35 protein-coding genes are annotated in these 18,563 nt (G+C 33.4%); all 35 read right to left on the reverse strand.

All coding sequences use genetic code 11. The features are described 5' to 3' along the window. Positions 1 to 42: 42 nt before the first annotated feature. Positions 43 to 843: an energy-coupling factor transporter transmembrane component T family protein gene (locus tag AYC61_RS11795; protein ID WP_066502374.1), complete on the reverse strand. Its 801-nt coding sequence runs from the start codon at positions 841 to 843 to the stop codon at positions 43 to 45. After that, positions 836 to 1,699, reverse strand: a complete 864-nt coding sequence (locus AYC61_RS11800) for an energy-coupling factor transporter ATPase (RefSeq protein WP_066502482.1) — start codon at positions 1,697 to 1,699, stop codon at positions 836 to 838. Before AYC61_RS11800 ends, AYC61_RS11795 begins: the two co-directional genes overlap by 8 nt. Then, on the reverse strand, positions 1,699 to 2,532 hold the full coding sequence (locus AYC61_RS11805) for an energy-coupling factor transporter ATPase (protein WP_066502376.1): 834 nt from the start codon (positions 2,530 to 2,532) through the stop codon (positions 1,699 to 1,701). The genes AYC61_RS11800 and AYC61_RS11805 overlap by 1 nt, the downstream gene beginning before the upstream one ends. A 414-nt stretch (positions 2,533 to 2,946) precedes the next feature. Continuing rightward, a complete protein-coding gene (gene rplQ, locus AYC61_RS11810; RefSeq protein WP_066502378.1) occupies positions 2,947 to 3,288 on the reverse strand; it encodes a 50S ribosomal protein L17 in 342 nt (113 codons plus the stop codon). Positions 3,289 to 3,341: 53 nt separating this feature from the next. Beyond that, positions 3,342 to 4,289 (reverse strand): DNA-directed RNA polymerase subunit alpha, encoded by a 948-nt coding sequence (locus AYC61_RS11815; RefSeq protein WP_066502380.1) that lies wholly within the window; start codon positions 4,287 to 4,289, stop codon positions 3,342 to 3,344. A 71-nt stretch (positions 4,290 to 4,360) separates the two neighbouring features. Further along, positions 4,361 to 4,759, reverse strand: coding sequence for a 30S ribosomal protein S11 (gene rpsK / locus AYC61_RS11820; RefSeq protein ID WP_066502382.1), 399 nt, complete (start codon positions 4,757 to 4,759; stop codon positions 4,361 to 4,363). Between the two features lie 24 nt (positions 4,760 to 4,783). Beyond that, on the reverse strand, positions 4,784 to 5,152 hold the full coding sequence (gene rpsM, locus AYC61_RS11825; protein WP_066502384.1) for a 30S ribosomal protein S13: 369 nt from the start codon (positions 5,150 to 5,152) through the stop codon (positions 4,784 to 4,786). Positions 5,153 to 5,204: 52 nt separating this feature from the next. After that, complete coding sequence (gene rpmJ / locus AYC61_RS11830; RefSeq protein ID WP_066502387.1) at positions 5,205 to 5,318, reverse strand: 50S ribosomal protein L36; 114 nt, start codon at positions 5,316 to 5,318, stop codon at positions 5,205 to 5,207. Positions 5,319 to 5,333: 15 nt separating this feature from the next. Further along, on the reverse strand, positions 5,334 to 5,552 hold the full coding sequence (infA, locus tag AYC61_RS11835) for a translation initiation factor IF-1 (protein ID WP_066502389.1): 219 nt from the start codon (positions 5,550 to 5,552) through the stop codon (positions 5,334 to 5,336). A gap of 25 nt (positions 5,553 to 5,577) precedes the next feature. After that, positions 5,578 to 5,868 (reverse strand): KOW domain-containing RNA-binding protein, encoded by a 291-nt coding sequence (locus tag AYC61_RS11840; protein WP_338026048.1) that lies wholly within the window; start codon positions 5,866 to 5,868, stop codon positions 5,578 to 5,580. Further along, on the reverse strand, positions 5,846 to 6,616 hold the full coding sequence (gene map / locus AYC61_RS11845; protein WP_066502393.1) for a type I methionyl aminopeptidase: 771 nt from the start codon (positions 6,614 to 6,616) through the stop codon (positions 5,846 to 5,848). The genes AYC61_RS11840 and map overlap by 23 nt, the downstream gene beginning before the upstream one ends. A gap of 2 nt (positions 6,617 to 6,618) precedes the next feature. Further along, complete coding sequence (locus AYC61_RS11850) at positions 6,619 to 7,266, reverse strand: adenylate kinase (RefSeq protein WP_066502395.1); 648 nt, start codon at positions 7,264 to 7,266, stop codon at positions 6,619 to 6,621. Positions 7,267 to 7,297: 31 nt separating this feature from the next. Continuing rightward, complete coding sequence (gene secY / locus AYC61_RS11855; protein WP_066502398.1) at positions 7,298 to 8,575, reverse strand: preprotein translocase subunit SecY; 1,278 nt, start codon at positions 8,573 to 8,575, stop codon at positions 7,298 to 7,300. Positions 8,576 to 8,578: 3 nt separating this feature from the next. Then, positions 8,579 to 9,019, reverse strand: coding sequence for a 50S ribosomal protein L15 (gene rplO, locus AYC61_RS11860; protein ID WP_066502400.1), 441 nt, complete (start codon positions 9,017 to 9,019; stop codon positions 8,579 to 8,581). A gap of 34 nt (positions 9,020 to 9,053) precedes the next feature. Then, positions 9,054 to 9,230, reverse strand: a complete 177-nt coding sequence (gene rpmD / locus AYC61_RS11865; protein WP_066502403.1) for a 50S ribosomal protein L30 — start codon at positions 9,228 to 9,230, stop codon at positions 9,054 to 9,056. A 12-nt stretch (positions 9,231 to 9,242) separates the two neighbouring features. After that, a complete protein-coding gene (gene rpsE / locus AYC61_RS11870; RefSeq protein WP_066502406.1) occupies positions 9,243 to 9,749 on the reverse strand; it encodes a 30S ribosomal protein S5 in 507 nt (168 codons plus the stop codon). Between the two features lie 15 nt (positions 9,750 to 9,764). Continuing rightward, a complete protein-coding gene (gene rplR / locus AYC61_RS11875) occupies positions 9,765 to 10,127 on the reverse strand; it encodes a 50S ribosomal protein L18 (protein ID WP_066502408.1) in 363 nt (120 codons plus the stop codon). A gap of 16 nt (positions 10,128 to 10,143) precedes the next feature. Then, a complete protein-coding gene (gene rplF / locus AYC61_RS11880; protein ID WP_066502415.1) occupies positions 10,144 to 10,683 on the reverse strand; it encodes a 50S ribosomal protein L6 in 540 nt (179 codons plus the stop codon). A 38-nt stretch (positions 10,684 to 10,721) separates the two neighbouring features. Continuing rightward, positions 10,722 to 11,120 (reverse strand): 30S ribosomal protein S8, encoded by a 399-nt coding sequence (gene rpsH / locus AYC61_RS11885; RefSeq protein WP_066502416.1) that lies wholly within the window; start codon positions 11,118 to 11,120, stop codon positions 10,722 to 10,724. Between the two features lie 30 nt (positions 11,121 to 11,150). Beyond that, positions 11,151 to 11,336, reverse strand: coding sequence for a type Z 30S ribosomal protein S14 (locus AYC61_RS11890; RefSeq protein WP_066502418.1), 186 nt, complete (start codon positions 11,334 to 11,336; stop codon positions 11,151 to 11,153). A 14-nt stretch (positions 11,337 to 11,350) separates the two neighbouring features. Further along, positions 11,351 to 11,893, reverse strand: a complete 543-nt coding sequence (gene rplE / locus AYC61_RS11895; RefSeq protein WP_082759933.1) for a 50S ribosomal protein L5 — start codon at positions 11,891 to 11,893, stop codon at positions 11,351 to 11,353. Between the two features lie 28 nt (positions 11,894 to 11,921). After that, complete coding sequence (rplX, locus tag AYC61_RS11900) at positions 11,922 to 12,233, reverse strand: 50S ribosomal protein L24 (protein WP_066502420.1); 312 nt, start codon at positions 12,231 to 12,233, stop codon at positions 11,922 to 11,924. A 14-nt stretch (positions 12,234 to 12,247) separates the two neighbouring features. After that, on the reverse strand, positions 12,248 to 12,616 hold the full coding sequence (gene rplN / locus AYC61_RS11905; protein ID WP_066502423.1) for a 50S ribosomal protein L14: 369 nt from the start codon (positions 12,614 to 12,616) through the stop codon (positions 12,248 to 12,250). 31 nt (positions 12,617 to 12,647) lie between these two features. Next, on the reverse strand, positions 12,648 to 12,902 hold the full coding sequence (rpsQ, locus tag AYC61_RS11910) for a 30S ribosomal protein S17 (protein WP_066502427.1): 255 nt from the start codon (positions 12,900 to 12,902) through the stop codon (positions 12,648 to 12,650). Positions 12,903 to 12,940: 38 nt separating this feature from the next. Further along, complete coding sequence (gene rpmC, locus AYC61_RS11915; protein ID WP_066502431.1) at positions 12,941 to 13,144, reverse strand: 50S ribosomal protein L29; 204 nt, start codon at positions 13,142 to 13,144, stop codon at positions 12,941 to 12,943. Then, entirely contained in the window at positions 13,134 to 13,577 is a 444-nt protein-coding gene (gene rplP, locus AYC61_RS11920; RefSeq protein WP_066502434.1) for a 50S ribosomal protein L16, read from the reverse strand. The genes rpmC and rplP overlap by 11 nt, the downstream gene beginning before the upstream one ends. Before the next feature lie 24 nt (positions 13,578 to 13,601). Continuing rightward, positions 13,602 to 14,267: a 30S ribosomal protein S3 gene (gene rpsC / locus AYC61_RS11925; RefSeq protein WP_066502437.1), complete on the reverse strand. Its 666-nt coding sequence runs from the start codon at positions 14,265 to 14,267 to the stop codon at positions 13,602 to 13,604. Between the two features lie 17 nt (positions 14,268 to 14,284). After that, positions 14,285 to 14,620, reverse strand: coding sequence for a 50S ribosomal protein L22 (gene rplV / locus AYC61_RS11930; protein ID WP_066502441.1), 336 nt, complete (start codon positions 14,618 to 14,620; stop codon positions 14,285 to 14,287). A gap of 39 nt (positions 14,621 to 14,659) precedes the next feature. After that, positions 14,660 to 14,944, reverse strand: a complete 285-nt coding sequence (gene rpsS, locus AYC61_RS11935; protein ID WP_066502443.1) for a 30S ribosomal protein S19 — start codon at positions 14,942 to 14,944, stop codon at positions 14,660 to 14,662. Between the two features lie 51 nt (positions 14,945 to 14,995). Further along, a complete protein-coding gene (gene rplB / locus AYC61_RS11940; RefSeq protein ID WP_066502446.1) occupies positions 14,996 to 15,829 on the reverse strand; it encodes a 50S ribosomal protein L2 in 834 nt (277 codons plus the stop codon). 39 nt (positions 15,830 to 15,868) lie between these two features. Further along, complete coding sequence (gene rplW, locus AYC61_RS11945) at positions 15,869 to 16,159, reverse strand: 50S ribosomal protein L23 (protein WP_066502450.1); 291 nt, start codon at positions 16,157 to 16,159, stop codon at positions 15,869 to 15,871. After that, complete coding sequence (gene rplD, locus AYC61_RS11950; RefSeq protein WP_066502451.1) at positions 16,159 to 16,782, reverse strand: 50S ribosomal protein L4; 624 nt, start codon at positions 16,780 to 16,782, stop codon at positions 16,159 to 16,161. The genes rplW and rplD overlap by 1 nt, the downstream gene beginning before the upstream one ends. Positions 16,783 to 16,806: 24 nt before the next feature. After that, on the reverse strand, positions 16,807 to 17,439 hold the full coding sequence (gene rplC, locus AYC61_RS11955; RefSeq protein ID WP_066502452.1) for a 50S ribosomal protein L3: 633 nt from the start codon (positions 17,437 to 17,439) through the stop codon (positions 16,807 to 16,809). Positions 17,440 to 17,512: 73 nt separating this feature from the next. Then, positions 17,513 to 17,836, reverse strand: a complete 324-nt coding sequence (gene rpsJ, locus AYC61_RS11960) for a 30S ribosomal protein S10 (RefSeq protein ID WP_066502457.1) — start codon at positions 17,834 to 17,836, stop codon at positions 17,513 to 17,515. A gap of 390 nt (positions 17,837 to 18,226) precedes the next feature. Then, positions 18,227 to 18,563, reverse strand: a 337-nt coding sequence (locus tag AYC61_RS11965; RefSeq protein WP_476691452.1) for an EF-Tu C-terminal domain-related protein, incomplete at its 5' end; no start/stop codon positions are given.

An 18,563-nucleotide genomic window follows, 5' to 3' on the forward strand; every position in this document is an offset into this window, starting at 1 on the left:
CACCTTTTAATCAAATTATTCATATAACTTAGAATAATCCGTTTAATATACATATCTACTAACAACAATAACAGCAACTAAAAGTGAGGTTAATACCATAGCACCGTAATCACGTCTATGAATACTTAATTGCTTCATTCTGGTTCTATTTTCTCCACCTCTATAGCATCTTGCTTCCATTGCCATTGCTAGCTCATCAGCACGTCTAAACGCACTTATAAATAGTGGTACTAATAAAGGAACTAAACTCTTTGCTCTTGCCAATAAATTACCACTTTCAAAGTCAGCACCTCTAGCCATTTGTGCCTTCATTATTTTATCTGTTTCTTCTAATAATGTAGGTATAAATCTCAATGCTATTGTCATCATCATTGCAAGTTCATGTGCTGGTACGCCTATCCTCTTAAAAGGATTTAACAGCTTTTCTATACCATCTGTTAGTGATATAGGTGATGTTGTTAGCGTTAGTAGAGACGTGCCTATTACCAAGAATATAAGTCTTAATGCCATAAATGTCGCTTGTCTTAAACCTTCTATAGTTATATCTAATGGTCCTAAGCTATATATAACTTGCCCTCTAGTCATAAATACATTAATCAAAAATGTAATAATAATTATTACAAACAATGGCTTTAACCCTTTAAATATAAATTTAACTGGTACTTTTGATAAAGCTATTGCACTACCTAAAAAGGCAACAACAAAAACATATGGCAGAAATTTATTAACAAGGAATATAGCTATTAAAAATATAAATGTTATTATTATCTTAATTCTTGGATCAAGTTTATGGATTACGGTCTCACCAGGAAAATATTGACCAATTGTTATATCTTTAAGCATCTTTTCTACTCCTTAAGTATTTTAGTATTTCTTCTTTAGCTTCATCTACTGTTATTATATCATCTCTTACAACTTTTACTTTTTCTTTAAATTGTTTCATAAAACATGTTATCTGAGGAATTCCAAGTCCTATTTCTTCTAGTTCTTTATCTCGTTTAAACACTTCTTTTGGCTCACCTGTCATAGCAACTTTACCTCTGTGCATTACTATTAATCTATCAACAAGTTTTGCTACATCTTCCATGCTATGTGAAACTAATATTATTGTTATACCTTGTTTTTGGTGAAGTTCTTTTATTTGATTTAGTATTTCATCTCTTCCTTTTGGATCTAAGCCAGCTGTTGGTTCATCTAATATTAAAATTTTAGGTTTCATTGCTATAACTCCCGCTATAGCTACTCTTCTTCTCTGACCTCCGCTTAATTCAAATGGTGATCTGTCTTTTACCGCTTCAAAATCAAGCCCGACTAAATCTATTGCTTCCTTCACTCTTTTATCTATTTCTTCTTCGCTTAAGCCCATGTTTTTAGGACCAAAAGATACATCTTTGTATATAGTTTCTTCAAAAAGCTGATGTTCTGGATATTGAAAGACTAATCCTACCTTTTTTCTAATCTCTTTTAGCTTAACTTTTTTATCTGTTATATCAATATCATCTATTAATATTTTCCCGCTACTTGGCTTCAATAAACCGTTTAAATGTTGTATCAATGTAGATTTCCCTGAACCTGTATGTCCTATTAATCCTATAAATTGTCCTTCTTCTATTTTTAAGTTAACATCATCTAAAGCTTTTCTTTCAAAAGGACTTTCTGGATTATATATATGTGTTAAATTTTCTATAATAATACTCATCATATGTTTACCACCATCTCTTCAACAGTTAATATATCACTTGGAATATCTATTCCTTCTTTCCTAAGTTTATAAGCTAATTCTGTAACCTGTGGTACATCTAATCCTAATCCTTTTATTTTTTCAACTTGGCTAAATACTTCTCTAGGAGAACCTTCTAATACTACTTTACCTTTTTCCATAACTACAACTCTATCAGCTAATACTGCTTCATCCATATAGTGTGTTATTAAAACTATAGTTTTTTGTTGCTCTTTATTCAGTTTTTGTATTGTATTCATAACTTCTTTTCTACCGGATGGGTCAAGCATTGCAGTAGGTTCATCAAATATTATACACTCTGGGTTCATAGCTAATACCCCTGCTATTGCTATTCTTTGTTTTTGCCCTCCAGAGAGCATGTGTGGAGCATGGCTTTTATATTCTGACATCTCGACGATATCTAAAGCTTCATCTACTCTTTTTCTGATTTCTTTAGGCTCTACACCTTGGTTTTCAGGGCCAAAGGCTACGTCTTCTTCTACTATTGTAGCAACTATCTGATTGTCAGGGTTTTGAAATACCATTCCCGCTGTTTGTCTTATATTCCACACATTATCATATTCAGAAGTATCTAAATCCTTAACGTATACTTTTCCACTTGTAGGTTCAAGTATTGCATTCATATGTTTTGCTAGTGTCGATTTTCCTGAACCATTATGACCCAATATCGCTATAAACTCACCTTGTTTTACTTCTAAGCTAACTTTATCTAATGCCTTAACTTCTTTTTCTTCTTCATTTTTATACTCAAATGTTATATTATCAATTTTTATCATTATATCTTCTTTCATGATATCCCACCTTTCAAAGCTTTAATTTTTGCTTTGAATTATCATTTCGTTTTTAATTTTAGCAAAAATCTATAGTCAATTCAAGCTATATATTTATTTTAGCAACTATATAATAGTATATCCTTATATTATACAACGGAAGCAATTACGTAATAATTGCAACACACCGTTTCAACGAGGCGAAAAATTACACACCGCCTGTTAAATCTAATCGGTACCCACTACCTATAGAGGTTGGGGACATCTTACGCCTTTTTATAATTTCGTTTAAGAGTTCGTTGAATACTTGTTTTATATATATTTCAAAAACAAGCGTTCAACAAAACCTTAAAAAATCCTTCCTTGAAAGATTACAAATGTTGGCTTTATACTACAAAGGGGACTAAGTTATTAAACTTAATCCCCATAACTAGCTTACACTAATTCTAAAATTACCATTTCAGAGCCGTCTCCTCTACGTGGACCCAGCTTTAATATCCTAGTGTAACCACCATTTCTTTCAGCATAGTTTGGTGCAATTTCTTCAAAAAGAAGTTTAACTACATCTCTATCATATAAATATGCTAAAGCTTGGCGTTTAGCATGTAAATCACCTTTTTTACCAAGAGTAATCATCTTTTCCGCCATTCTTTTAGTTTCTTTTGCTCTAGTCACTGTTGTTTCAATTTTACCATGATGTAACAAGCTAGTTGTTAAATTTCTTAACATTGCTTTTCTATGGTCAGTAGGGCGCCCAAGTCTTCTTAACTTAGCCATTCTCGTATCACTCCCTTCGGTCTTATATGAGTTTATCTTCTCATATCATAGCTCTAATCTTCTTTTTTAGCTAGAGATAAATTTAACTCAGCTAATTTTCTTTGAACCTCAACTAGAGATTTTTTACCCAAATTCCTTACTTTCATCATATCTTCTTCAGTCTTTTGAGTAAGCTCTTCTACTGTATTGATTCCAGCTCTTTTTAAACAGTTATAGGATCTCACAGATAAGTCTAATTCTTCAATAGTCATCTCAAGAACTTTTTCTTTCTTATCTTCTTCTTTTTCAACCATGATTTCTACGTCACTAACATGACTAGTTAAATCTATGAATAAATTTAAATGCTCATTTATAATTTTAGCTCCTAATGATGTTGCTTCATCTGGCTTAATTGTTCCATCTGTCCAGATTTCTAAAGTAAGCTTATCATAGTTAGCATCTTGACCAACTCTTGTATCTTCTACCTTAAAGTTTACTCTCTTAACTGGAGTAAATATTGAATCCACAGGTATATCACCAATAGTATGGTTTTCTTTTTTATTCTTATCAGCTGGAATATAGCCTCTTCCTTTGACCATTTCCAACTCCATGTATAGTTTACCGCCTTCTTCTATAGTTGCAATTAGTAAATCCTTATTAACTATTTCAACGTCTGGACCTGTTTTAATATCTCCAGCTCTAACTTCACATGGACCTACTTCATCTATTACCAAAGTAGTACGTTCTTCTGTGTACATTTTTGCAGCAATAGCTTTAATATTTAATATTATCTCTGTTACATCTTCTAAAACACCTGGAACTGCTGAGAATTCATGTAATACCCCTTGAATTCTTATTAATGATACTGCAGCTCCTGGTAATGATGATAATAATACTCTTCTTAAACTATTTCCAAGTGTTGTACCATAACCTCTTTCCAAAGGTTCTACAACTATTTTTCCATGTGTATTATCTTCGTTTATTTCAACCATTTGAATTTTGGGCTTTTCAATTTCTATCATTTATAACCCTCCCTTTTTTTATATATTTTACTTGAGGGCAACTGATTCTAGTATCACCTAGAAATAATTAATTAGACTCTTCTGCGCTTTGGTGGTCTACAACCGTTATGAGGAATAGGTGTAACATCCTTAATCAAGCTTACCTCAAGACCTGTAGCCTGCAATGATCTTATAGCTGCTTCTCTACCAGATCCTGGACCTTTAACATACACTTCAACAGCTTTTAAACCATGTTCCATTGCTTTTTTTGCAGCTGATTCAGCAGCCACTTGTGCAGCAAAAGGAGTTGATTTTCTTGAACCTTTGAATCCAAGCTGTCCTGCACTAGCCCATGATATAGTATTACCTCTTAAGTCTGTTAAGGTAATAAGTGTATTATTAAATGTAGATTGAATATGCGCTTGACCTTTTTCTATATTTTTACGCTCTCTTCTTCTTACACGGGTATTCCTTCTTTTCTTAGCTGCCACTTAGAAGTCCCTCCTTTTCAATTCCTATTTCTTTTTCTTTTTGCTAGAAAGTTTTTTAGGACCTTTTCTTGTTCTAGCATTGTTCTTAGTAGATTGTCCTCTTACTGGTAGACCTCTTCTGTGTCTAATACCTCTATAGCATCCAATCTCTTTAAGTCTCTTTATATCCATTGCTATTTCTCTTCTTAGATCACCTTCAACAGCAAATTCATCAATTATGCTTCTTAACTTAGCAACTTCTTCTTCTGTTAAATCCTTTATACGTGTATCAGGATTTATACCAGCTTTTTTTATAATTTCTTGCGATCTTGACTTTCCTATGCCAAAGATATATGTCAATCCAATTTCGACTCTTTTTTCTCTTGGCAAGTCTACACCTGCAATTCTGGCCATTAACTTTACACCTCCTAAACTGTGTATGTCAATTGTACTCTATTTCATACTCTTATCCTTGTTTTTGTTTATGTCTAGGATTTTGACATATAACCATAACTCTGCCTTTTCTTCTAATAATCTTGCATTTTTCACATATTTTCTTAACAGATGGTCTTACTTTCATTGTAAACCCTCCTTGCTACTTATTACGCCAAGTTATTCTTCCTCTTGACAAGTCGTATGGAGATAGTTCCAAAATAACTTTGTCTCCAGCAAGAATTCTAATAAAATTCATTCTCAGCTTTCCTGATATATGAGCTAATACTATATGTTCGTTTTCTAATTTAACTTTGAACATAGCATTAGGTAACACTTCTATAACTGTACCTTCAACCTCAATAACATCTTTTTTGGACATTAGGTTATCTAACCTCCGTTTCTGGCTATCTGCCATCATTAATAGTAGCCAATTGTTTTCTTATATAAGAATTATTAATTCTTTCATTTTTAACAATTTTCTTCTTTAGTTCTTCTAATACGGTATTTGTAACGCCTACATGCTTTATTTTTTTCTTCTTTGGTCTATCAAGCTTTCTTAAATCTCCATCACATATCAAAATATATTCTTTATCTAGCTTTTGTAAAACCACAAAGCACCTTCCGCTATCTCTTCCTCTTTTAGATATCACAACTTGACCAATTGTTATATCATCAGTTGTTTCCACTAATTTCACCTCGCGATAGTGTTAATAATTCTGGTTCTCCATCTGTAATAGCTATAGTGTTTTCATAATGAGCTGATAATTTACCATCTACTGTGACAACTGTCCAGTTATCTTCAAGTACTCTAACATGGAATGAGCCAGCATTTACCATTGGCTCAATTGCCAACACCATGCCTTTCTTTAATCTTGGACCTTTTCCTGGAGGTCCAAAATGTGGTATTTGAGGGTCTTCATGTAGCTCTTGACCAACACCATGACCTACATAATCTCTTACCACTGAAAAACCGTTAGCTTCCACATACTTTTGTATTGCATGTGATATATCAGATAATCTATATCCTACTTTAGCATATTTTAATCCCTCAAAAAAACTTCTCTCAGTAACATTTATAAGTTTTAAAGCCTCATCTGATACATTACCAACTGCATGTGTTCTAGCCGCATCCCCATAATATCCATCAATTAACGATCCTATGTCTATACTTATAATATCGCCATCTTTTAACTTTCTTAACCCTGGTATTCCATGTACTACTTCATTATTTATTGAAGTACATATAGTTGAAGGATAACCATTATAATCTTTAAATGCAGGCTCTGCACCAAGTTTTCTAATGAATTTCTCTGCAACTTCATCTAGTTCTTTTGTAGTAACTCCTGGCTTAATAAAGCTTTTAAGATATTCATGAGTCTGTGCTACAATAGCTCCAGCTTTTTTGAGCTTCTGTATCTCTCTATCGCTTTTTAAAATTATCATTACTATTCGCCCCCTAGGGCTTTTAAAATATCTTCATAAACCTTATCTATATCTTGCTTTCCATCGATATTTACTATCTTATCTTGCTTTTCATAATAATTAATCAATGGCTGTGTTTTATTCAGATATTCTTCGATTCTTTTTGTAACGGTCTCTTCATTATCATCTTTTCTTTGATATAATTCGCCACCGCACTCATCACAAACACCTTCTGTTTTTGAAGGATTGAATATTAAATGGTAAGTCCCGCCGCATTCTTTACATATACGGCGTCCGACTGCCCTTTTAATTAATTCATCCTTAGAAACTTCAATATTAATTACTTTATCTAAATTATATTTTAAATTTTTTAACTCAATATCTAAAGCATCTGCTTGTGCAACGGTTCTTGGAAAACCGTCTAATAAAAATCCTTTTTTGCAATCATCCTGAACTAATCTGTCCTTTACTATTGCAACCACAAGCTCATCTGGTACCAAAAGGCCTTTATTCATGTACTCTTTTGCTTTAATTCCAAGCTCTGTACCTTCTTTAATATTTTTTCTGAAAATATCACCAGTTGAAATATGTGGTATATTATATTTTTTTACTATACCTGAAGCTTGGGTTCCTTTCCCAGCTCCAGGTGGTCCTAGTAATATTAACCTCAAAACGATCATCTCCTATGGAGTATTCAAGCTATTATTTCAAAAATCCTTTATAATGTCTCATTTGCATCTGTGCTTCTATTTGCTTAACAGTTTCTAAGGCAACACCAACAACAATTAGTAATGATGTTCCACTAAAGCTAAGCGTAATACCTGATTGGGTATTAACTAGTAGTGGTATTGTAGCTATTAGAGCAAGAGCAACCGCCCCAATAAAGGTAATTCTGTTTAACACCTTGCTTAAAAACTCTGATGTTGGTTTTCCTGGTCTAATTCCTGGAATAAATCCTCCGTACTGTTTAAGATTATTAGAATACTCTACTGGATTAAACTGTATCATAGTGTAGAAATAAGTGAATCCTAGTATTAAAATAAAGTTTAATAAACTGTAAATCCATATTCCTACAGTACCTCTTATAGTAAAGTATTCAGTAACAAAATTAGCAAATCCTGAGTTAGGCCAGAACATTGTTAATGTTGGTAGAAACTGAAGTATAGAAGTTGAGAATATTACAGGAATAACTCCTGCCATTAATACCTTTAATGGTATGTGTGTACTTTGTCCTCCATACATTTTTCTTCCAACTACTCTTTTTGCATACTGTACTGGTATTCTTCTTTGTCCTTCTTGTATACCAACCACACCTGTTACAACAGCAAGTAATAACGCTACAAATAGTATTAAAGCTATTATACTAATACCACCTGTTACATAAAGAGTTGAAACAGTATATATATCTTGTGGTATTTTTGTAACTATACCAGCAAAGATTATTAATGATATACCATTACCAATACCTTTATCAGTTATTTGTTCACCTAACCACATTAAGAATGCAGTTCCAGCTGTTAATACTAATATTACTGTGAATTTACCTAAAAATGTGTTGTTTGTTAGCGCATTTCTAAATAATCCCAATGTTAAACCTACTGCTTGAATCAATGCAAATACAACTGTACCATATCTAGTATACTGTGCAATTTTCTTTCTGCCTGCTTCCCCTTCTTTAGCTAATCTTTCTAAGCTAGGTATAGCTATCGTTAGAAGCTGAAAAATTATTGATGATGTAATATATGGATAAACTCCTAATGCAAAAATTGTAAATCTCTTGAATGCTCCACCTGACATTAAGTTGAAAAGCTCCAAAACTGAGCCAGAATCAGTATTAAACAAATTAGCAATAAGCTTCTTGTCAATAAATGGAGCCGGAATATTAGCACCTAATCTAAAAATAAATAACATCGCTAATGTAAATAGCATTCTTTTTCTTAAATCTGGTATTTTCCAAGCATTTCTTAGAGTTGATATCATCTACTAAATCACCTCTACCTTTCCCCCAGTAGCTTCAATTTTTTCTAATGCACTTTTACTAAACTTTTGGGCTTTTATTGTTAATTTTTTGTTTAATTCACCATTACCTAACACTTTCACACCATCTTCAAGTTTCTTTAGTATTCCAGTTTCAAGTAATAGCTCTGGAGTAACTTCTGTATTATCTTCAAATCTATTTAAGTCACTAATATTGACAATAACATACTTTTTAGCAAAAATGTTCTTAAAGCCTCTTTTTGGAAGTCTTCTTGCTAAAGGCATTTGACCACCTTCAAACCCAGGTCTTACCCCACCACCTGATCTTGATTTCTGGCCATCTTGACCTCTACCAGCTGTTTTACCTTGACCAGTTGCGGTACCTCTACCTAATCTTTTTCGATTTTTTGTAGTCCCTGGATTAGGTTTTAATTGATGTAGTTTCATAGCAGCTGCACCTCCTTTATGTTCATATCGAAAATTATTCTACTATTTCAACCATGTGGTTTACTTTTTTAATCATTCCTCTAATCTGAGCATTATCTTCATGTTCAACAATCTGTCCTATCTTCTTTAGACCTAATGCTTCAATAGTTCTTTTTTGCTTTTCTATTCTTCCAATTTTGCTTCTAGTTAATTTTACTTTAATAGTAGCCAAGGTATTTCCCCCCTAACTCATGATCTCTTCTACAGATTTTCCTCTAAGTTTTGCAACTTCTTCTGCAGTTTTTAGCTCTGCTAAACCGTTAATAACGGCATTTAGCATGTTTCTTGGATTGTTTGATCCTAATGATTTAGTTCTAATATCTTTTACTCCCGCAAGCTCAAGTATAGCACGTACTGGACCTCCTGCAATTACTCCTGTACCTTCTGGAGCAGGTTTTAATAATACGCTACCTGATCCAAAATTTCCAATTATTTCGTGAGGAATTGTAGTTCCAAGTAAAGGTATTTTTATAACGTGTTTTTTAGCATTTTGTATAGCTTTTCTTATAGCATCTGGAATCTCTATAGCTTTAGCCATTCCAACTCCAACATAACCATTTTCATCTCCAACAACTACTAAAGCACTAAATCTAAAGTTTCTACCACCTTTAACAACTTTAGTAACACGATTTATATTAACAACCTGCTCTTTTAAGTCTAATTGGCTTGCATCTATTAATTCACGGCGCATCTATTTCCCTCCTTTTTAAAATCGAAGTCCTGCTTCTCTTGCACCATCTGCAAGTTCCTTAACTCTTCCATGGTATAAATAGCCGCCTCTATCAAATACTACAGCTTCTATTCCTTTTTCTTTTGCTCTTTCTCCTACTATCTTACCAATAATTCTTGCTGCTTCTTTGTTTCCTGTGCCATTAACTTTTTCTGCAACTTCTTTATCTAAAGTAGATGCAGAAACTATAGTTTTACCTGTTTTATCATCTATAACCTGTGCATAAATATGTTTTAGGCTTCTAAATACATTAAGTCTTGGTCTCTCAGGAGTTCCTATTGCCTTGCTTCTTAAATGCCTTTTTTTTCTTTTTTCATTCTTATTAACTTTTTTAAGCATCCTTTTTCACTCCTTTCTACTTAGCAGTCTTTCCTTCCTTACGTCTTACTTGTTCTCCTGCATATCTAATTCCTTTACCTTTATATGGTTCAGGTTTTCTCCAATCTCTAATGACAGCAGCGTAATTTCCTATTTTTTGCTTATCTATACCTTTAACAACTATTTTATTGTTAGCTGGTACCTCGACTTCAATACCTTCAGGGTCTTCCATTTCAACTGGATGCGAAAAACCTAAATTAAGAACCAATTTTTTACCTTGCTTTGCAGCACGATATCCAACGCCAACTATTTCAAGAGTTTTTTCATAACCTTTAGTAACTCCTTCAATCATGTTAGCTATAAGACTTCTAGTTAATCCATGTAGAGACTTATGTCTTTTGATTTCAGATGGTCTAACAACATTTATAACATTATCTTGAATTTCAATTTTCATGTCTCTATCAATTTGTTGTTCTAGCTGTCCTTTTGGTCCTTTTACTATTAAATGATTTTTTTCATCTAATTTAATTTCAACTCCAGCAGGTATATCTATTGGCTTCAAACCTATTCTTGACATGATTGCACCTCCTGTTTCCTAGTATAACATAAAATCTATTACCAAACGTAGCAGATAACTTCTCCACCAACATTATTTTTTCTTGCATTTTTATCTGTCATAATTCCTTTTGATGTAGACAATATTGCGATTCCAAGTCCACCTAAAACCTTAGGAATTTCATTTTTCTTTGCATAAACTCTTAAGCCTGGCTTTGATATTCTTTTAATTCCAGATATAACTTTTTCTTTGTCACTTGTATACTTAAGTTTGATTCTAATTATTCCTTGCTTGTCATCTTCTATTAAATCACAACCTCTTACATATCCTTCTTCCAATAATATGTCAACTATGCTTTTCTTTATGTTAGAAGCAGGAACATCTACATTTTGATGCCTCGCGTTATTTGCATTTCTGATTCTAGTCAACATATCAGCAATTGGATCAGTCATAACCATTAGAGCTACCTCCTTCCATTTACCTAAATATTACCAACTCGCTTTTTTAACTCCTGGTATCTCACCCTTATATGCTAGTTCCCTAAAGCAAATACGGCAAATGCCAAATTTTCTTAAATAAGCATGTGGTCTTCCGCATATTCTACATCTTGAATAGCTTCTTGTACTAAATTTAGGTTCTCTTTGTTGCTTAACCTTCATCGATTTCTTAGCCACAAGTATACCTCCTTCTACTTTTTAAAGGGCATTCCCATAAGTCTTAAAAATTCTCTAGCTTCCTCGTCTGTTTCAGCTGTAGTTACTATAATTATGTCCATTCCCTTAATTTTATCAATTTTATCATATTCAATTTCTGGGAAAATAAGTTGTTCTCTTATACCTAGTGCATAGTTTCCTCTTCCATCAAAAGCAGTAGAAGAAACACCTCTAAAATCTCTAACTCTTGGTAATGCAACTGACACTAACTTATCTAAGAAGTCATACATTTTTTCTCCTCTTAATGTTGTTTTGCATCCTATTGGCATACCAGCTCTAAGTTTGAAGTTTGAAACTGACTTTTTAGCCTTAGTGATAACTGGTTTTTGACCAGTTATAATACCCATTTCCTCAACAGCTGTTTCTAAAATTTTCGGATTATCTTTAGCTTCTCCAAGTCCCATATTTACAACCACTTTTTCTAGTTTTGGAACTTGCATTACATTTTGATATTTAAATTTTTCCATTAATGCCGGAATTATCTCGCTTTTATATCTTTCTTTAAGTCTCGATGCCACTTTCGCTTGCCTCCTTTCTACAGTAGCTCTAGTCTAGAACTTCGCCACATTTAGCACAAATTCTAACCTTTTGACCATTTTCAAGCACTTTATGTTTTATTCTTACACCTTGTTTATCTTTATTACAATAATACATAACATTTGATGCATCTACTGGTCCTTCTTGGTGTATAATTCCACCTTGTTGAACTTTTTGAGAGGCTTTCTTATGCTTTGTAAGCATATTCACTCCTTCAACAATAACCTTATTACTTTTAGGTATAGCTCCTAAAACCTTACCTACTTTACCTGCATCTTTACCTGTTATCTTTACAACTGTATCGCCTTTCTTTATGTGCATTATTACACCTCCTTCTATAACACTTCAGGTGCCAATGATATTATTTTCATGAAATTACCTTGTCTTAACTCTCTAGTAACAGGGCCAAATATACGTGTTCCTACTGGTGTTTTGTCATCTTTTATGATTACTGCAGCATTTTCATCAAAATTAATATAGCTTCCATCGTTTCTTCTAACAGGGTTTACAGTTCTTACTATAACTGCTTTTACAACTTGCCCCTTTTTAACAACACCTCCTGGTGTTGCGTTTTTAACTGAACATACGATTATATCTCCAACGGTAGCATATTTTCTTCTTGAGCCACCAAGTACTTTTATACATAACAACTCTTTAGCGCCTGAATTATCAGCTACTTTAAGACGAGTTTCCGCTTGGATCATTTGTTACCCTCCCTTCGAATAACTGCATTAATTATTTTGCTTTCTCAACAATTTCAACCAAACGCCATCTTTTTTGTTTGCTTAATGGTCTTGTTTCCATTATTCTTACTTTGTCACCAATTGTGCAAGCATTATTTTCATCATGAGCTTTGAATTTTGTAGTTCTCTTAACTTGTTTTCCATATAAAGGGTGAGAAACAAAGGTTTCAACAGCAACAACAGCAGTTTTATCCATTTTGTTGCTAACTACACGGCCAATTCTTACTTTTCTATTGCCTCTTTCCATATCTCAAATAGCCCTCCTTTCTGAAGCTATAACGCAATCTATTTGTTATTTAAATTCAATTCGCGCTCTCTAATAATAGTTTTTAGTCTTGCAATATCTTTTCTTACAGCTTTTATTCTCATAGGATTATCAAGCTGTCCTGTAGCTAGTTGAAACCTTAAATTAAAAAGTTCCGTTTTAGATTCTGTTACTTTTAAATCTAACTCTTGAGCAGTCAGCTCTCTTAATTCACTAGCTTTCATTAGCTTCACCACCCTTTTCAGTTAGGTCTTCTCTTACTACAAATTTACATTTGATTGGTAACTTATTTGCAGCAAGTCTCATAGCTTCTCTAGCTACTTCCTCTTCAATTCCAGCCATTTCGAATACTACTCTACCCGGTTTAACAACAGCTACCCAGTACTCTGGTGAACCTTTACCTTTACCCATACGAGTTTCAGCAGGCTTTTGAGTTACTGGCTTATCTGGAAAGATTTTAATCCATATCTTTCCACCTCTTTTTACATGCCTTGTCATTGCTCTTCTGGCAGCCTCTATTTGATTAGATGTTATCCAAGCAGGCTCTAATGCCTGTAAACCAAACTCTCCATAAGTCACCTTTGTACCACGAGTTGCCTTACCTGTCATTCTTCCTCTATGAACTTTACGACGTTTTACTCTTTTAGGCATTAACATAGATATTCCTCCTTCCTGCAGCTCTTACTTTTTTACTTTTTTACCAGTTTGTTCTCCTTTTGTTGGTAGAACTTCACCTTTATATATCCATACTTTTACACCGATTTTCCCATATGTTGTATTTGCTTCAGTGAAACCATATCCTATATCAGCTCTTAATGTTTGTAATGGAATATTTCCTTCACTATATCCTTCTGTTCTTGCCATATCTGCTCCACCAAGTCTTCCGGATACAGATGTTTTAATACCTTTAGCTCCAGCTCTCATAGATCTCTGAATTGATTGTTTCATTGCTCTTCTGAAAGATACTCTTCTCTCTAATTGAGAAGCAATATTTTCTGCAACTAATTGTGCATTAACTTCAGGTATTTTTATTTCTTCAACGTTCAATGATACTTTTTTGCCAGTCATTTTTTCTATATCTTTTCTTAATTGCTCTACACCTGATCCACCTTTTCCAATAACCATTCCAGGTTTAGCAGTGAAGATATTTAATTTAACTCTTTTTGCAGATCTCTCTATTTCAGTTTTTGCTATTCCTGACAAAAATAATTTTTTCTTTACATAAGTTCTTATTTTATGGTCTTCAATTAGAAGGTCTGCAAAATCTTTTTTCTTAGCATACCATCTTGAATCCCAGTCTCTTATCACTCCAACTCTTAACCCATGCGGATTAACTTTTTGACCCATTTTTTCCCCTCCTTTTCCTACTCTCTTTCTTTAAGCACAACGCCAACATGACTAGTTCTCTTTCTAATTTGAAAAGCTCTACCTTGTGCTCTTGGTCTAAATCTTTTTAGGGTTGGTCCTTGATTCGCATATGCCTCAGCAACATATAAATTGTCTCTATCTAAATCAAAGTTGTTTTCTGCATTTGCTAGTGCTGATTTAACTACTTTACCTAAAACAGCAGCTCCTTTATTTGGCATGTATTTAAGTATAGCAACAGCTTCCATAACACTCTTACCTCTTACTAAATCAGCAGCTAATTGCACTTTTCTAGGTGAAATACGGACATGTTTTGCAATAGCTTTAGCTTCCACTCATATCCCTCCTTATTGACTATTATATCGCTAAATAATTTATTTTACAGAACTTGATTTTTCATTTTTTCCTACATGGCCTCGATATGTTCTAGTTGGTGCAAATTCTCCCAACTTATGTCCTACCATGTCTTCAGTTATATATACAGGCACGTGCTTTCTTCCGTCATGAACAGCTAATGTATGACCTATCATTTGTGGAAAAATAGTTGATCTACGTGACCATGTTTTTATTACCTTTTTTTCGTTTACTTCATTTAATTGTTCTACTTTCTTTAACAAATGATCATCACAAAATGGACCTTTTTTTACTGATCTACTCATTTAAGGCTCCTCCTTTCGAACCGGATTTGCTATTAATTAAATTACGAAAGCCTATTTTTTCTTTCTACTCTTAATTATAAATTTATCTGATTTCTTATTTTTCTTACGAGTTTTGTATCCTAATGCCGGTTTACCCCAAGGAGTAACAGGACTTGGTCTACCTACAGGAGCTCTACCTTCTCCACCACCATGTGGATGGTCATTAGGGTTCATTACACTACCTCTAACCGTTGGTCTAATTCCCATATGTCTCTTTCTTCCAGCTTTACCTATTGTGATATTCTCATGATCAGTATTTCCAACTTGACCAATAGTAGCTCTACACTCAATTCTAATCATTCTAACTTCTCCTGATGGAAGTCTTACTTGAGCATAGTCACCTTCTTTAGCCATAAGTTGAGCTTGATTTCCTGCTGATCTAACAAGTTGACCACCTTTACCAACCTTCATTTCAATGTTGTGAATAGTAGTACCTACTGGTATGTTTTTAAGTGGTAATGCATTACCTACTTTTATATCAGCATTTACTCCTGACATAATTACAGTTCCAACCTCTAATTTGTTTGGAGCTATAATATATCTTTTTTCACCATCAGCATAGTTTATAAGTGCTATGTTTGCTGATCTATTAGGATCATATTCTATCGCAACCACTGTGCCAGGTATATCGTCTTTGTTTCTCTTGAAATCAATGATTCTATATTTTCTTTTTGCTCCTCCGCCTTTATGACGAACTGTTATTTTACCACGTACATTTCTCCCAGCGTTTTTCTTTAACTTTGTAAGTAACGACTTTTCTGGCTCTTTTTTTGTTATTTCTTCAAAAGTAGAAACAGTCATATGCCTAACAGCTGGCGAAGTAGGCTTGAACTTTTTGATACCCACAGTCTTTCCCTCCTTCTTTAAACTTATCTATATGATTAACTACATTCCTTCAAAGAATTCGATAGTTTTGCTATCATCTGTTAATTTAATAATAGCTTTTTTCCAACTTGGTCTTCTACCAATATTTCTACCCATTCTTTTAAGCTTACCATTCATATTCATAGTATTTACTTTTTCAACACTTACATCAAAAATTTGTTCTATCGCCTTTTTGATTTCAGACTTATTCGCTCTCTTGTCAACAACAAAGGTGTACTTTCTATCTGCCATTTCATCCATACTTTGCTCTGATACTATTGGCTTTCTTATAATGTCATAAGGGCTTTTCATTATGCATACACCTCCTCAACTTTTCTTGCTGCATCTTTAGTAATAATAAACATGTCATATTTTAAGATATCATAAACATTCAATGTATTAACTAATGCAGTTTCTACACCTGGAATATTGTTTACTGATTTTAAAATATTTTCATCTTTTTCCTGCATTACTATAAGTGCTTTTCTCTTTACGTCAAAATTCTTTAAGATATTAACCATATCTTTAGTTTTAGGCTGCTCCATTTTCAATTCGTCTAATACTACTATTTCATTTTCTTGAACCTTTGAACTTAAAGCAGACTTCATAGCTAATCTTTTTACTTTTTTAGGAATACTATAAGAATAATCCCTTGGTTTAGGAGCAAATACAACTCCTCCTCCTACCCAGTTTGGCTGTCTTATACTACCAGCACGAGCTCTACCAGTACCTTTTTGTCTCCATGGCTTTCTTCCTCCACCACGTACTTCTGCTCTTGTTTTTGCTGATTGAGTTCCTTGTCTCTTATTAGCAAGCTGGTTTTTAACAGCTTCATATAAAACATGTTGGTTCACTTCTATACCAAACACATTATCATTCAATTCTATATCACCTATTTGTTGGCCTGAAATATTATATAAAGCTACTTTTGGCATTCTATATCCTCCTTTCTACGAAGCTTATTTTGAAACCTTCACACTTTCTTTTAGTACTAAAAATCCACCTTTAGGTCCTGGTACGGCACCTTTTATTAATAATAGATTTTTCTCTACATCTACCTTTACTACCTCTAAGTTTTGGACTGTTACTCTTTCATTACCCATATGTCCAGCCATTTTCATGCCTTTAAAAACTCTTGAAGGATGTGCAGATGCACCTAATGATCCAGCAGCTCTATGATATTTAGAACCATGAGTCTCAGGACCTCTTGAGTGATTATATCTCTTGATTGTACCTTGTGTACCCTTACCTTTAGATGTTCCAATAACATCAATTTTATCTCCAGCTGCAAAAATATCAGCTTTCAATATTTGTCCAACCTCGTAGTCATCTATATTATCAACTCTAAATTCTCTCAAATACTTTCTGTATTCTTTGTCAACTTTTTCAAAATGTCCTTTAAGTGGTTTGTTAACTTTTTTCTCTTTTATACTCCCAAATCCAACTTGTATAGCTGTATAACCATCTATCTCGTTAGTTTTCTTTTGATATACAGTAAGTGGTCCTGCTTCAACTACTGTAACCGGAGTAACAACTCCATGTTCGTCAAATATTTGAGTCATTCCTATTTTTTTACCTAAAATTCCTTTCATCTTTACACCTCCTATTATCTTACAGCGGATTGTATAATTATACAATCATACTAAGCAGAGTGTATAGCTCAGCTTATAGCTTGATTTCAATATCTACTCCAGCAGGTAAGTTTAATCTCATTAATGATTCAACAGTTTTTGAAGTAGGACTTAAGATATCTATTAATCTCTTATGTGTTCTTTGTTCAAACTGCTCTCTTGAGTCTTTGTATTTGTGAACCGCTCTTAAGATTGTAATAATTTGCTTTTCTGTTGGTAGTGGTACAGGTCCTGATACCTTTGCTCCTGTTCTCTTTGCAGTTTCAACAATCTTTTGTGCTGATACATCAAGAATTTTATGATCATATGCCTTAAGTCTAATTCTTATTTTCTGCTTCACATTAACTCCATTTGCCATTAGTAATTCCCTCCTTCTATCGCATGTTTTAGTTCTACATACGACATGGGATAGCCGATACACTTATCCGTGTGTTTTGTAGTGATAATTAAATCAGCCAATCCAATCGCCCAATTTATAATTGAACATTCTCAGCAAAAATTCCCTGTTTTATCAACGAACAGCAACCTTTTGCCTCATCGCATGTCAGTAGCACACCCTTATATTTTACATTAAATCAATCTGAAATACAAGTCTTTTTATATTTTTTTTTATTTTTTTTCATATGTTATTTTTTACAATTCATATGTTATATAATCACAAAATTAATAAATATATATTTTTCGCTACAAAAGTGTACTTTTCAAAAAAAAGAAGAGGTATATCCCCTTCTTTTTTTATTTAATTTAATTATTCTATAATCTCACTAACAACTCCAGCACCAACTGTTCTTCCACCCTCACGAATAGCGAACTTTAATCCTTTTTCCATTGCTACTGGTGTGATTAATTCAACTTTTAATGTTGCATTGTCTCCAGGCATACACATTTCTACGCCTTCAGCTAAATCTATTGCTCCTGTTACGTCTGTTGTTCTGAAATATAATTGTGGTCTGTATCCATTAAAGAATGGTGTATGTCTTCCACCTTCTTCTTTTGTTAATACATATATCTCTGCCATGAATTTTGTATGTGGTGTTATTGTTCCTGGTTTTGCTAATACTTGACCTCTTTCGATTTCTGTTCTT

The sequence above is a fragment of the Abyssisolibacter fermentans genome, from assembly GCF_001559865.1.
Lineage (GTDB): Bacteria > Bacillota > Clostridia > Tissierellales > MCWD3 > Abyssisolibacter > Abyssisolibacter fermentans.